The organism is Frankia sp. CgJB1 (assembly GCF_977947065.1).
In genome coordinates, this window is the sequence record NZ_CDWTNB010000013.1 from 1 (window position 1) to 14,278 (window position 14,278).

Below are 14,278 nucleotides of genomic sequence, written 5' to 3' on the forward strand. Positions count from 1 at the left end.
GCATCACAGGTCAGAGGACTGCTGGGCAGGTTGGAGTGTGCCGCTGGTGGCGGCCCGTCGCCGGGCGAACGAGCTTGTCTGGATGGATCCGCTGTGCCGTTGCTGGCTGCCAGTGATCTTTGTTGGGCGTGGCGCGGAAGATCGTGCTGGCTTTTCGCTGGGCTCGATGTGGTTCGCTGAGGCCCATCCGAATTCGTGGCACCCGGAAAGGGCTCCGCGCTATGTCCGATGAGAAGTTCTCCTTGTATCCACGCGAGCGATTGACACCTGGTTTGGCGCTCACGCTGTGCTGGAGATCGCCTGCGGCTGCTACACGCTGATCACCGTCGCCGTCCCAGCGTCCCTGACCCTGGGCTGACCCCAAAACGTCGGCCGTCGCGCGGATCGCGCGCCAGCGTGGTGGACCTGTCCGCTTGGCGGCCTACCTACTGCCCACGCGCGATGCGCGATGATCGTCGCAGGCCCCTCGGCGGTCGCCACGCGGGCGGCGGCTGGGCGGCGACGGCGAGCCGCGCAGGCGATCTTCGGACCGGGCTGGTCGCCACGTCTGGTGATCATCGCACTATCGGACTAGTTCATGCGCACTATTTTTTCACCGTGAATGCACGTCACGGTATATTTCGATCTTTCAACCTGGTCCCCCGGTGGGTGGGCCCCATTTTTACTATCCGTGCCATGGAAATGACGCCTCCATGCGCTCCATTGCCCCCGCAGGCCTCGCGATCGATTGAACAACGCTCGAACAACTCTGAAGATCGACTGGCAAAAATGGGGCCAAAAACAGGATTCCTCTATAGCGGCGTTCCGTGCCGCGCGGAAGGAGGACCGCCTCGTGACCGACCCGGCCAACGTTCACCCGGACCGTCCCGACTCTCCCTACCTGTCGCCCCCCATGCGCCCGACATCGCCTGCGGCACCGCAGCCAGAGGGCCCGCTCCCCGTCCCCTCGCCCTCAGTACCGGTCCGGACGCCGGTCGATTCGTCGCCCGCAGGAAAGGACTTGGGAGGTGAGTCCGGGTCCGGACCCGGACCTTTTCCCGGTCAGTTCTCCGCCTCCGTCGTTGACGGGAATCCAGACTCGGTCGGAGCGGTCCTGTGCCCGCGATCCATTCCCGGATCGGAGTATTTTCCGTGCTTGTTGGGTTCCCTTCTGGCCCGTCCGGGTGTTACCTTTGTTGTCGATGAGCCGGATACTGCCCCGTGCCCTGCTGGGAGCGGCTGCCCGATCCTGGCCTCCTCTGCCTCTGCCTCTGCCTCTGCCTCTGCCTCGTCCTTTCCTGCGACGTCTGGAGGCTCTGTGACGGCTGCCGGCACCCCCGCTCCCCTCGACAACCCGGACACCGATGGCGGCGAGCCGCCAATCGCCCGGCGCGACACTGGCCACCCTGGCCAGATCGGACAGCCCTCCGCCGTGGACGGCGTCCCGGCGGCAGAAAATCCCCACGGGTCAATGGGGAAGAGGACGGAGGCGGAGAACGAGGGAGTCGTCGCGCTGCGACCCCCTTCGGAAGGCGGGCGGGGACGGCCGGGCCGGCGGTGGGTGTTTCACGGCGAGATCGAGACGATCAGCGGCCCGGGGCCGCCCGGCTTCGGGCGGAGTTCGTGGGTGCGATCCGGGACCTGCTGCTTTGGGACGCTGGCGAGGCCACCGGCAACCGTGGATCAGATGAGGAGGCAGCATGAACGATCCTGGACGACCGTCCCGGAGGGCCGGACGGGACCGTCCGGGACCCGGGCCGGCGAGCTGGGCGGCGGATCCGGCGCTGCGCGGGTTGTCGGATCTGGCGGTGTCGCCGTTCGCGTTGCCGCTGGCGGGGTTGGATCGGGAGATCCGGGTCGCGTTCGCCGGGCGGACCTCGACCGAGGAGTAGCAGGACCCCCGCCAGTCGTTGATCCGCCAGCTGGACCGGGCGAAGTCCGCGCTGCCGGAGTCGTGGGTGATCGTCGCGCACTTCTACGACGTGGAGTCGGGCCGCAAGGAACTCGATCAGCGCGGCCACGGGGCCGACGTGTCCCGGTTCGACATCCCGATTCCCCGCGACGGTGGCATCGACGACCTGCTGGCCGAGGCGGATCATCCGAACTGCCGGTTCGATGCGGTGATCTGCGAGTCGATGTCGCGGATCACCCGGCGGATGTACGAGAACCTTGCGATCGAACGCCGGCTCGAACAGACCGGCGTTGCGCTGCTGGCGTGGAACGAACCGATCAAGGTCGACGGGCCGCGGGCCTCCGCGATCCTGCAGCGGCGGATCAACCAGTCGGTCGCCGAGTACGAGGTCTGGAACACCCTCGAGAGTAGCTGGGGTGGGCTGTGCACCCATGTCCGCGACGGCTGGAACATCGGCAAACCGCCCTACGGTTACCGGCCGAAGAACTATCGGCATCCGAACTCGATAAAAGCCGACCGGGGTGCGACCAAGACCCGCCTCGAACCCGACGGGGCACGCGGGGAGACAGTCACGCAGATCGCGCACTGGCGCTACTACCGCAAGCTCGGCTATGGCGAGATCGCCGAGCAGCTCAACGCCGACCTGGAGCGCTACCCCCCACCCGAGCCGCCTGGCGGGGCCCGCCGGGCACGAGGGGCATGGTCGAAGTCCACGGTGGCCGATCTGCTGCGTAACCCGAAATACACCGGCTATCAGGTATTCAACCGGCGGGCGACCCGGTCCCGACATGGGGCGGTCAACGGGCCGGAGAAGTGGGTGTGGTCATCCGAACCTGTCCACGAACCCCTGATCCCGAAGTGGATGTACGACGAGTTCAACGCCAACCGGCAGACCCGACGCGGCTCCCGCGAGCACAACGAACTCAACCGCCACCCCGCGACCAAACGGACCTATGTGTTCCGGGGCATGATCCACTGCACCTGCGGGCGGCGGATGTTCGGAACCGTCCGCGATCCCAGCGCACCTGTCTGGTACAAGTGCTGGCCCCGAGCGAACAACCGGGGCCGTGACGACAAGTTCGCCGGACACCCCAAGAGCGTCCGTATCCGCGAAGACGTCCTTGAAGCCGCGATCGCCGACTTCTACGCCGAACGCGTCTTCGGGCGCGACAGGATCGCCCTCCTGAGCGCCGAACTCGCGACCTACGACGACCGAGCCGAGCGGGAACGAGCAGCCGAGCGAGGCCGGCTCCAGAAGAAGATCGACGAACTTGATCGCAGGCAGGGCAACCTGCTCCGCCAGGCGCAGGACGGCGACCCCGACGACCCGTTCACCCAGGGACTGCGCAGTAGCTACAACCAGCTCGACGCAGAGCGTAAGACCGCCCTCGGAAAGATCAAGGATCTCGAAGCGGCGGACGAAACCGAGCCCGACCGGCCAGGCCAAGACAGCCTCGCGCTCCTCGGCGCCCTCCCGGAGCTGCACCTCAAGCTCCGCCAGGCGCCGGAAGCGTTGCAGCGACGCCTCTACGAAAGCACTCAGCTCACCGTCCACCTCGATCACGAAAGGCAGGAGGTGCACATGATGATCAAGATTCCGGTGGCAGACCTCGACAAGGTCGCTCATCTGGCGGGAGTGACGGCCGCCGCCCCCGGGCCGTCCCCGGCAGCCACTGGGCATCCACGGCGCGTAGATGCTGTACGTACCCCGGGTGGGATTCGAACCCACACTGTCGGTGGTTTGAGCACCGTCTCTCTGCCGTTGGAGTACCGGGGCCGGCGGGTGGAGCGTGTTGGATCAGACGTAACAGGGGCGAGTTGGGGCAAGTGGAACGGGCGGAGGAACCGGGCGGGACGAGGGCGAGGAGATCGCCGTCGAACCTGGCCGGAACCTCTCCTTGAAGACTCTATCCGGGTAGGGTGCGTTTCGACCTCCAGCCCTCCGTGCCCGGGGCGGGACGGCCACCCCGATCGTCCGTCCTGTCACACTAGGGACGCACCTCCGAGACCAGGAGTCCGACTCGATGAGCCAACCCTCCTCGAACCCGCGCCGGGTTCTGATCGCCGAGGACGAAGCGCTGATCCGGCTCGACCTCAGGGAGATGCTCCAGGAGGAGGGCTACGAGGTGGTCGGGGAGGCGGGCGACGGCGAGATGGCCGTCAACCTCGCCGGCAAGCTCCGCCCCGACCTGTGCATCCTCGATGTGAAGATGCCGAGGATGGACGGCATCGAGGCCGGCGCGAAGATCGCGAAAGACCGTATCGCTCCCGTCGTCATCCTCACCGCCTTCAGCCAGCGGGAGCTGGTGGAACGTGCCCGTGAGGCCGGCGCCATGGCCTACGTGGTCAAGCCGTTCCAGAAGAAGGACCTGCTGCCCACGATCGAGATGGCGATGAGCCGGTTCACCGAGATCGTGAGCCTCGAGGCCGAGGTGGAGGACCTGCAGGGGCGCCTGGAGGCTAGGAAGATCATCGAGCGGGCCAAGGGCGTGTTGCAGACCGAGCACGGCATGACCGAGCCGGATGCCTTCCGCTGGATTCAGCGCACCTCGATGAACCAGCGCCGGACGATGCGGGCGGTCGCCGAGGCCGTGCTGTCGGGTGAGGCGTTGCCGGGCTCGTGACCTCCGTGTCCGTGATCCCGGAAGCCGGGTGAGCGATTCGTCGCGGGCGTCTCTCGCGTCGATGGCCGGTTCGATCGGGCGGTGGACCCGGGCCAGATCGCGCACCGGTCGCGGGCGCGCGGCGCTCGCGGCTCTCGCCGTCCTGATCCTCGCGGTGCCCTCGGTCCTGGGGTTCACGCTGGCCGCCAGCCTTGGCGCCGGCGATGACGCCGACGGCGGCGCTGGCGTCATCCGGGTCGCCACCCTCGGTGTGATGGCGCCGCTGTCCGGGGATCTCTCCACGGACGGGGTGAGCGCGCGCAACGCCGTCACGCTCGCGGTCGACGAGGCCAACAAGTCCGGGGCCATCCCGGGCTGGCGCATCGAGCTGTCCGCCCACGATGACTTGTCCCGTCCGGACGGGGGAGCGCAGGCCGTGGACGCCTTCGTGGCGAACGATCAGGTCATCGGCGTGGTCGGGCCGCTGAGCTCACTCGTCGCGAAGGTGTCCTTGCCCACGCTGAGCGCCGCGGGCATCCCCGTCGTCTCCCCGTCGAACGCGGACCCGACACTGACCGATTCCGGTTCCCGGCCGCGCACCCGGCCCTTCCCGTTCTACTTCCGCCTGGCCGGAACGGACGAGCGCCAGGCCCGGGTCGCCGCCGAGTACGCTGTCAGGACGCTCGGCCGCAAGCGTATCGCCGTCGTCGACGGCGAACCGAGATACGGCACGACCCTGGGCGCCCGCTTCGCGGCGCGCGCCGCCGCCCTCGGCGCGTCGGTGACATCGGTATACCAGGTCCGGGGGGACGAGACGGATGGATCCGAGATCGCCGGCACCGCGCGGGCGATTGAGGAGGACGCCCCCGATCTGGTCTATGTCTCGACGGGTGCGGCCTTCGCCGGGAAACTGCGGGCCCGGCTCGCCGACGCGGGAACGTCGATCCAGGTACTCGGTTCGGACGCGTTGCTCGAGTCCCGCTACACCGACGAGGCGAGGTCGGCGGCCGACGGCGACCTGATCATCGGTCCGCTGGTCCCGCCGACTCGGCTGCCGTCCTCAGGCGCCTTCGTCGCGGACTACTCCGACCGCTTCGGGGGACCGGCGGATGACGAGGGCAGTACCCGTCCAGGGGCCTCGGGCGGCGTGGAATCGCCTGGCACGAGTGGGCGGCCGAGTGGGACCCTGGGCCCGCGGGGCCAGGAGGACCCTGCGGACCTGCGGAGCCAGGAGGATCCAGCGGAGACCGCCTCGCCCGGCCGGGGCGCCACCACCACCCCGAGTGCGGTCCACGGCATCTTGACACCGGCATCGGGGTCGGGGTCGGGCCTGGAGGAGGGGCCCCACGGGCCGCCGGCCGCCGGTACCCGCGGCACGTCCGGGGTGAACGAGCCAGCCGCGGAGCTGGAGCTGCGGCGGGCCGAGGCCATCCCCGCGGTCGCGGCCTATGCGTACGACGCCGCCAGGGCGATCATCCGCGCAGCGGCCACGGTGCTGCCGGGCCGGACGACCGTGGACGCGGCCACCAGGCACGACCTCGTGACGGCGATCGGGAGCGGCTCGTTCGCGGGGATCACCGGCTCCGTCGCCTTCGACCGCTGGGGGGACACCCGATCGCCCACGGTCGTGCTTTACACGGTACTCGGCGGCAGATTCGTCCCGTTGAAGACGGAGAACTGACCGACCGGCGATGACGCTGCGGCGGCTGCCGCAATGGCTGCGGCGACCGGCATCCTCCGACCAGGCCGTTGCGGGTTCTGCCGGGTCGTTCGCTTCTCCGATCAGGTCGTTCGCTTTCGGATCCACCGGCGAAACCTCCTTCAAGTTACGACACGCTCACATTGCGCTTCCCTTCCACTCCTCCGAAGGTTACGTTTTCGTCACTATCCGCTTTCGATCGGTTGCCAATGATGCGGTGGCGGCGGACCGGGTTCTGACGCCGAGGGGGCGGTGGCGGCAGCGATGTGCTGTGGGAGGGCGTGTCATGATGGGTCCTGGACGGCGACGGGGCGTGCCCCGACCGAGCGTGACGCGGTGGGGGCCCTCGGATCCGTGGGTGTGCTGACGGCCGCGGCCGTCCTTGCCGGCTGCGGCGGTGGTGCGTCCGGTGACGACGGGAAAAAGGAATACGTCATCGGCTTTCAGGGGCCGCTCTCCGGCGACAACCAGCAGCTTGGCATCAACGCCTACGACGGGGTGCTGACCGCCGTCGAGCTGGCGAACCGGCGCAAGGATCTGCCGTTCAGGCTGCGCCTGGTCGCCTCGGACGATCAGGGTATGGCCGAGCAGGGGCCCACCGTCGCACAGAAGCTGATCGACAATACGAAGGTCATCGGCGTCGTCGGCCCCGTCTTCTCCGGACCGACGAAGTCGAGTGAGCCGCTCTACAGCAGGGCCGGGCTGCTGTCGGTCAGCCCGTCGGCCACCAATCCGGCGCTTACCGATCTCGGGTTCACCAGCTTCTACCGGGCCATCGCCCCGGACACCGTGCAGGGATCCGCCGCCGCGGAATACCTCGCCAAGGTTGTGAAGGTGGACAAGGTCTACTCTCTCGACGACCGGAGCGAATACGGCACCGGCTTGTCCGGAGCGCTCGAGAAGTCCCTGACCGGCCGAGGAATCCGCGTGATCCACAACGGCATCAATCCGACGAAGGACTACACGTCCCAGGCCACGAAGATCCTCGCCGAGAACCCGGATGCCGTGTATTACTCGGGCTACTACGCGGAACTCGCGTTGCTGACCAGGGCGCTGCGCAGCAAGGGGTACACCGGGAAGGTCGTCAGCGGCGACGGCGCGAACGACGACCAGCTCATCCGCCAGGCCGGTGCCGGCAACGCCGAGGGAATGCTGCTGACCTGCCCTTGCGGTGACCCGAACAGCGATCCTGTGGCGGCGGGGTTCGTCGCCGACTACAAGACGATCAACGCCGATGCGCGGCCTGGAACCTATTCCGGCGAGGCCTATGACGCCACGAACGCCGTCATCGAGGTGCTGCGCGGGCTCGGTAGCGGCGCGATGCGGGAGGCCGTGCTCGCCCGGTTCGGCTCGGTCGACGTTCCCGGGGTCACCAAGCGCATCAGATTCCGGAAGAATGGTGAGGTCGAGGGTTCGACGGTCTACGTGTACGAGGTCCGGGCCGGGAAACGGACCGTGCTCGACCCGGTCAGCTCCCTCGTCAAACCGTGACCCTCGTCAAACCGTGACCGGACGGACCTGACCGATCGGCGGACCTGACCGATCGGCGGAGCGACGTGACGGAGCGACGTGGTCGACGCGTCGGTCCGCCCGCTCGCGGCGAAACTGTCCGACCCACGGCCTAAACTCGCCGCGTGTCCGTCACCACTTCGTCCCCCACCTCGTCCCCGTCCGGGAGCCCGGCAGCGTCCGCCACTGTGGCCACCACGGCCACTGTGGCCACCGCGGCCGGCCCGGCCGCGCCCTCGCCGAGTCCCGCGCCATCGAGCCCCGCGAAGCCGACCCCGGCGACGCCCCGGTTGTTGCTGCTTGACGGGCACTCGCTGGCCTACCGCGCCTTCTACGCGCTGCCGGTGGAGAACTTCTCCACCACCACGGGCCAGCCGACGAACGCGGTGTACGGATTCACCTCCATGCTCATCAACGTCCTGCGCGACGAGCGGCCGACCCATGTCGCCGTGGCGTGGGACCTGCCGACCCCGACCTTCCGGCACACCCAGTACGCCGAGTACAAGGCCGGTCGGGCTGAGACCCCGGCCGACTTCGTCGGCCAGGTCAGCCTCATCCACCAGGTGTGCGACGCCCTCGCGGTGCCGGGGGTCAGCGCGCCGGGATACGAGGCCGACGATGTGATCGCCACGCTCGCGACCCTGGGCGCGGCCGAGGGGATGGACGTGCTGGTCGTCACGGGTGACCGTGACACGCTGCAGTTGGTCGACGAGCGGGTGACGGTGCTGATGACCCGCAAGGGCATCAGCGACATGGTCCGCTTCACCCCCGACGAAGTGCAGGCGAAGTACGGCCTGTCCCCGGTGCAGTACCCGGACTTCGCGGCCCTGCGCGGGGATCCCTCCGACAACCTGCCGTCGGTGCCGGGGGTGGGGGAGAAGACCGCCACCAAGTGGATCCAGCAGTTTGGCTCGCTGGCCGAACTGGTCGACCATGCCGACGAGATCGGCGGGAAGACCGGGGCGTCGCTGCGCGCCCACCTGTCCGAGGTCATCCGCAACCGTTCCCTGACGGAGCTGTCCCGTGACGTGCCGCTCGACGTCGTCCCCGCCGGCCTGCGGATGCGGCCCTGGGACCGGGAGGCCGTCCACCAGCTGTTCGACACGCTGCAGTTCCGGGTGCTGCGGGAGCGGCTCTACGCGGCCCTCGCGATCGCGCCGCCTCCCGCCGACGAGGGGTTCGAGATCGAGCTGACCGTGCTCGGGCCGGGCGAGGTGGCCCGGTGGCTCGCCGAGCACGCCCACAGAGCCGGCCGTAACGGCCTGCACGCCCGGGGCACCTGGGGGCGCGGCACCGGCCTGCTCGCCGGTCTCGCGCTGGCCGCGGCCGGCGGTGCCGCGGCCTGGCTCGACCCGACGCTGCTCACCCCCGCGGACGTGGCGGCGCTGGGCGCCTGGCTCGCCGACCCGAACCAGCCGAAGGCCGCCCACGACGTGAAGGGGCCGATGCTGGCCCTGACCGAGCTCGGCCTGCCGCTCGCCGGCGTCACCAGTGACACCGCGCTCGCGGCCTACCTGGCTCTGCCCGGCCAGCGGTCCTTCGACCTGGCCGATCTCGTCGCCCGGTACCTGCATCGCGACCTGTCCGCCGACCCCGTCCCGGGCGGCCAGCAGCTGACCCTCGACGGCTCCGGCGAGGCCGACCAGGCGCACGCGGACGCCGTGCGGGCCCGGGCCTGCCTCGAGCTCGCCGACGCCCTCGACGCGGACCTTGAACGCCGCTCCGCTGCCACCCTGCTGCGGGACATCGAACTCCCGCTGGTCACGGTCCTGGCCGGCATGGAGCGGGCCGGCATCGCCGTGGACTCCGAGCACCTGGCCGAGCTGCAGAAGCGCTACGGCGGCGAGGTCAGCGCGGTCGCCGCGCAGGCCCACGAGATCGTCGGCCGGCCGTTCAACCTGGGCTCCCCCAAGCAGCTGCAGCAGATCCTCTTCGACGAGCTGGGCCTGCCCAAGACCAAGAAGATCAAGACCGGTTACACCACGGACGCCGACGCCCTCGCCTGGCTGGCGGTCCAGTCCGACCATCCACTCCTGCCGGTGCTGCTGCGGCACCGTGACGTGGCCCGCCTCAAGACGGTCGTCGACTCGCTGATCCCCATGATCGACGACGCCGGGCGCATCCACACCACGTTCAACCAGACGATCGCCGCGACCGGCCGGCTCTCCTCCGCGGACCCGAACCTGCAGAACATCCCGATCCGGACGGCCGAGGGGCGCCAGATCCGCCGGGCCTTCGTCGTCGGCGCGGGCTACGAGACGCTGCTGACGGCGGACTACTCGCAGATCGAGATGCGGATCATGGCTCATCTCTCGGGTGACGAGGGCCTCATCGAGGCGTTCGGCTCCGGCGAGGACCTGCACACCTTCGTGGCCGCCGAGGCGTTCGGCCTGCCGGTCTCCGAGGTCGACCCGGAGTTGCGCCGGCGGATCAAGGCGATGTCGTATGGCCTGGCCTACGGGTTGTCCGCGTTCGGCCTCGCCGGGCAGCTCGGCATCGCGCCGGACGAGGCCCGGGAGCACATGGACGCCTACTTCGCCCGGTTCGGCGGGGTCCGCGACTTCCTGCGTGGGGTCGTGGAACGGGCTCGCAAGGACGGCTACACTGAGACGATCCTCGGCCGCCGTCGTTACCTGCCCGATCTGACCAGTGACAACTCCCAGCGGCGGCAGATGGCCGAGCGGATGGCGTTGAACGCGCCGATCCAGGGTTCCGCCGCGGACATCATCAAGATTGCGATGTTGGGGGTCGACCGGGCGTTGCGTGCCGGGGGGTACGCCTCCCGGCTGCTGCTCCAGGTGCACGACGAACTCGTCCTCGAGATCGCGCCCGGCGAGTACGAGGCGATCGAGCGGCTAGTCCGGGCCGAGATGACCTCCGCGTACACCATGTCGGTGCCGCTCGACGTGAGCGTTGGCGCCGGCCGCACCTGGGACGACGCGGCACACTGAGCGTTCCTGTCACTGAGCGTTCCTGGCGCTGAGCGTTCCTGGCGCTGAGCGTTCCTGGCGCTGAGCGTTCCTGGCGCTGAGCGTTTCTGGCGCTGAGCGTTTCTGTACCCCGGATGTCATTTTTGTGCCGAATTATTCCGCTGGTTTCCCGGATTTCCCGTCGTATCCGGTATCGGTCGAGGAATTGTACCGAGCCGTGAAATTTTATCGGTGCCGTGAAATCGCATCGGTGCCAGGAAACTGCTGGCCGTGATGTCGGTCACGCCGGATCGACGGCTATGTTGGAAGGAAACCTGACCCGGTCCTGTCGCCGTCGTGCACCGTGATCTCTCGGATGCGGGGTCGCCGCGACACCCGGGGCGACGTCCCGCTCGGTGCGGTTCGTCTCCGTTCGGCCCGCCTGATCCGCTCGGTCCGTTCGGTCGGGCTCATCGCGGGTCAGTGCGGGAGGAAGCTGTTTTTGATCAGCGGGTGTACGTTCGCCGGCCGTCGGCGTTTTCTCGTGGTCACCCCTGCGATCGCGGCGGTGCTCTTCCTGCTCGCCGGGTGCATTCCGGGCTCCCCGGGTTATCTGCGCTGGGGAAGCTGGCTGGGTCTGGTGGTCGCGGTCGGCAACACTGTCGTCGGGCTGGTGGCTAACCCGAGAGGGCGCTGGATTCCGCCCGTCGCCGTCGCCTCGCTCGCCGCCGCGCTCGCCTTCGCGCTGGCGAGCGCGGCGCCCGGCCGGAACGCGGACACCTACCTGACCTGGTTCCCGGTGCTGTGCGCCTATGCCGCTCTGGTCTCCGTCGGCTGGGCCGTCGCCGGCACCGCGGCCGTCTGCGGTGCCGTCGTCGCCGGCGTCATCGCCCACGACGGACTGGCCGAGGCCGCCGCGCCCATGTTCTCCACCATCGCCGCCGTCGTGCTCGTGGGCGCGGTGGCGAAGGCCCTGTTCCGTGAGGGCCTGCTGCAGAACCGTTCCGATCCCCTTACCCGCCTGGCCAATCGGGGCGGGACGATGGAAATCGGGCAGTCCGCCGTTGCGAAGATCAACGCCGCGAGGAACGAGGCTGTCCTCGTCCTGGTGGACCTCAACCGGTTTCACGAGGTCAACGATGCGCTTGGTCACCTCGGCGGCGACCAGCTGCTGAGGATGATTGCCGAGACGTTGCCGACCCTGACCCCGAGGCCGGTGTTCGTCGGTCGGGCCGGCGGGGACGAGTTCGCGCTGGTGTTCCGCGGACCCGAGATCACCCCGGCGCCGCCCCCCTCATCCGCCTCGCCTCCCTCATCCGCCTCATCCGCTTCACCCGTCCCGCTCGGCCCGTCGGGCGCGCCGGCCGTCCGCGGCCCCCTGCCCGCGGCCCTAGCTGCCGGGCGGCGGCGCACCCTGGGTCGGCAGGTCCTCCGCCAGATCCAGGGGCCCTTCCAGGTCTGCGGGGTCGACGTCGAGGTGGACGCCTCGGTGGGCATCGCGGTGGCCCCCCGCGACGGCGCGACCATGGCCACCCTGATGAGCTGCGCCGATGCGGCTCTGCTGCGGGCCAAGCGGGTCGGGGAGAGCGTGGGCCTGTGGGAGGCCGGCATCGCCGGGGTGCGGCCCGAGGAGATCGCGTTGAACGCCCAGTTGCGCGCCGCGATCGGCCGCGACGAGCTCGTTCTGTACTACCAGCCGGTCCAGTCGGCTCGGACCGGTGGGATCGTCGGTGCCGAGGCGTTGCTGCGGTGGCGGCACCCGAGCCGTGGGCTGCTCCCCCCCGGCGAGTTCCTGCCGATCGCCGAGCGGTCTCCCCTGATCGCGGACCTGACCCGGTGGGTTCTCGACGAGGCGCTGCGGCAGTGTGCCGCCTGGGACGTGGGAGGCCTGCACCTGCCGGTGTCGGTCAATCTCTCCCCCCGGATGCTGGTGCTCGACGACCTTCCCCGGGTGGTCTCGGACTCGATCGCCGCGCACCGGCTGGCCCCCGACGTCCTCACCCTGGAGATCACCGAGAGCGCCCTGGTCACCCAGCCCGCGCGTGCGGCGACGATGCTGGGTCAGCTGCGCTCCCACGGCGTGGCGCTCTCCCTCGACGACTTCGGCACCGGGTACAGCTCGATGGAGATCCTCAAGACGTTGCCGTTCGACGAGGTCAAGATCGACCGGGGGTTCGTCACGGACGTCCGGGGGAGCCTGCCCGACGCCGCGATCGTGCGTTCCGTGCTCGATCTGGGACATCGCCTGGGGTTGCGGGTCGTCGGTGAGGGCATCGAGGACGAACGGACCTTGACGATGATGGTCGACCTCGGCTGCGACCTGCTGCAGGGAGAGGCGATCTCGCCTCCGCTGCCGGCGGAGCGCATCCGCGAGCTGCTGCGGGCCCGGGCCGCGAAGGCGGGCAAGGTGGTTCCGGGCGGTGACGTCCGATGCCGCCGGGCGTGATGGTCCGAATTACCCGGATGCGCGGAATTACCCGGATGCGCGGACGGCGATGCCGACGGCCTGCCACGCCTCGGAGACGGCCTTCCGCGCGTCCGCACCGAACAGCAGGCCGGCCTGGCGCACGGTCACCGAGGCGAATGCGCGGAACGTCGTGTTCGGCCGGATCTGCGGTGCGCGCAGGGTCTCGTACCAGATGTGGCCGGCCTTCTCCCAGGCGTATCCACCAAGAGCCGTCGCGGCGAGGTAGAACGCCTTGTTCGGGATGCCCGAGTTGATGTGGACGCCGCCGTTGTCGGCGGTCATCCGGACGTAGCGGTCCATGTGGTCCGGCTGGATGTCGTCGCCGAGCACCGGATCGTCGTAGGCGGTCCCGGGGGCCTTCATCGACCGCAGCGCGACGCCTTGGACGGCGTCGGTGAGCAGCTCGTCGCCGATCAGCCAGTCGGCCTGCTCGGCGGTCTGGCCGCGGACGTACTGCTTCACCAGGGAACCGAAGACGTCGCTGATCGACTCGTTGAGCGCGCCGGATTGGTTCACATACATCAGCGCCGCCTCGTCCTCGGTGACGCCATCGGTCAGTTCATGACCGATGATGTCGAGTGACACCGTGAAACGCTTGAACAGCTCACCGTCGCCGTCGCCGAACACCATCTGGCGGCCGTTCCAGAAGGCGTTCTCGTAGTGGTCGCCGTAGTGCACGGTGGCGAGCAGAGCCATCCCCTCGTCATCGATGGAGCTCCGGCCGAGGACGTCGGAGTAGAACGCGAACGTCGAGCCCAGGCCGTCGTAGGCCTCGTTGACCGCCGTGTCGTCGATCGCGGCGCCACCCTCCTCGCGAACCACCGCACCCGGCAGGATCTCGGCACCGCCCGCGTCGCTGACGGTGCGCCGCGGGCCGGTCTCGGGTGCCAGCCGCGGTGGGACGGCACCGCGCCGCGTCGAGTGCATCAGGGCGTTGTGCACCCGGATGGTGCGATGAGAGGTGTCCTGGAGCAGGGTGGACAGGGCCCGGGAACGCTGCTCCTCGGTGCCGTTGCGGACAATGCGTTCGAGGACGTGGGGTGGGACCGCGCAGGGCAGGGCGTGGCGGGGGCAGGGCATCGTCGACTCCGTAGCGTGAGGTGATCGCCGGGTGGATTCCCGCGGACCTCGACGGCCGCGGATGACCCCGGAGTCACCGACCTTGCTACCTGCGACGCAGGATGTCCAGAGAGTGCCGGT

General features: G+C 69.3%; 7 protein-coding genes, 1 tRNA gene and 1 pseudogene. 7 read left to right on the forward strand and 2 right to left on the reverse strand.

Translation table 11 applies throughout. The features are described 5' to 3' along the window. Positions 1-1,679: 1,679 nt before the first annotated feature. Positions 1,680-1,871 carry a hypothetical protein gene (locus AC08OT_RS03030; protein ID WP_476591629.1) on the forward strand — a complete coding sequence of 64 codons (192 nt, stop codon included), beginning with the start codon at positions 1,680-1,682 and terminating at the stop codon, positions 1,869-1,871. Between the two features lie 228 nt (positions 1,872-2,099). Then, positions 2,100-2,975 (forward strand): annotated as a pseudogene (locus tag AC08OT_RS03035) (recombinase family protein); the annotation flags it as partial. A 620-nt stretch (positions 2,976-3,595) separates the two neighbouring features. Here AC08OT_RS03035 and AC08OT_RS03040 read toward each other — a convergent pair. Further along, positions 3,596-3,668: transfer RNA gene (locus tag AC08OT_RS03040), tRNA-Leu, on the reverse strand. A 247-nt stretch (positions 3,669-3,915) separates the two neighbouring features. Here AC08OT_RS03040 and AC08OT_RS03045 point away from each other — a divergent pair. From AC08OT_RS03045 to AC08OT_RS03065, 5 genes are all read left to right on the forward strand, one after another. Then, positions 3,916-4,515 (forward strand): ANTAR domain-containing response regulator, encoded by a 600-nt coding sequence (locus AC08OT_RS03045; RefSeq protein WP_009399419.1) that lies wholly within the window; start codon positions 3,916-3,918, stop codon positions 4,513-4,515. Positions 4,516-4,576: 61 nt separating this feature from the next. Further along, entirely contained in the window at positions 4,577-6,175 is a 1,599-nt protein-coding gene (locus AC08OT_RS03050; protein ID WP_476602520.1) for a branched-chain amino acid ABC transporter substrate-binding protein, read from the forward strand. A gap of 354 nt (positions 6,176-6,529) precedes the next feature. Beyond that, positions 6,530-7,684, forward strand: coding sequence for a branched-chain amino acid ABC transporter substrate-binding protein (locus AC08OT_RS03055; RefSeq protein ID WP_476602516.1), 1,155 nt, complete (start codon positions 6,530-6,532; stop codon positions 7,682-7,684). A 143-nt stretch (positions 7,685-7,827) separates the two neighbouring features. Beyond that, positions 7,828-10,653 carry a DNA polymerase I gene (gene polA / locus AC08OT_RS03060; RefSeq protein WP_476597066.1) on the forward strand — a complete coding sequence of 942 codons (2,826 nt, stop codon included), beginning with the start codon at positions 7,828-7,830 and terminating at the stop codon, positions 10,651-10,653. Between the two features lie 334 nt (positions 10,654-10,987). Further along, positions 10,988-13,057: a putative bifunctional diguanylate cyclase/phosphodiesterase gene (locus AC08OT_RS03065; RefSeq protein WP_476591631.1), complete on the forward strand. Its 2,070-nt coding sequence runs from the start codon at positions 10,988-10,990 to the stop codon at positions 13,055-13,057. Positions 13,058-13,084: 27 nt separating this feature from the next. On the opposite strand, the gene AC08OT_RS03070 is transcribed toward AC08OT_RS03065, so the two are convergent. Then, positions 13,085-14,158 carry a M4 family metallopeptidase gene (locus tag AC08OT_RS03070; RefSeq protein ID WP_476591632.1) on the reverse strand — a complete coding sequence of 358 codons (1,074 nt, stop codon included), beginning with the start codon at positions 14,156-14,158 and terminating at the stop codon, positions 13,085-13,087. Between the last annotated feature and the right edge of the window lie 120 nt (positions 14,159-14,278).

Coding starts and splice junctions, on each gene's coding strand:
- AC08OT_RS03030 (WP_476591629.1), top strand. CDS start 1,680: ATGAACGATCCTGGACGACCGTCCCGGAGGGCCGGACGGGACCGTCCG.
- AC08OT_RS03045 (WP_009399419.1), top strand. CDS start 3,916: ATGAGCCAACCCTCCTCGAACCCGCGCCGGGTTCTGATCGCCGAGGAC.
- AC08OT_RS03050 (WP_476602520.1), top strand. CDS start 4,577: ATGGCCGGTTCGATCGGGCGGTGGACCCGGGCCAGATCGCGCACCGGT.
- AC08OT_RS03065 (WP_476591631.1), top strand. CDS start 10,988: ATGCGGGGTCGCCGCGACACCCGGGGCGACGTCCCGCTCGGTGCGGTT.
- AC08OT_RS03070 (WP_476591632.1), bottom strand. CDS start 14,158: ATGCCCTGCCCCCGCCACGCCCTGCCCTGCGCGGTCCCACCCCACGTC.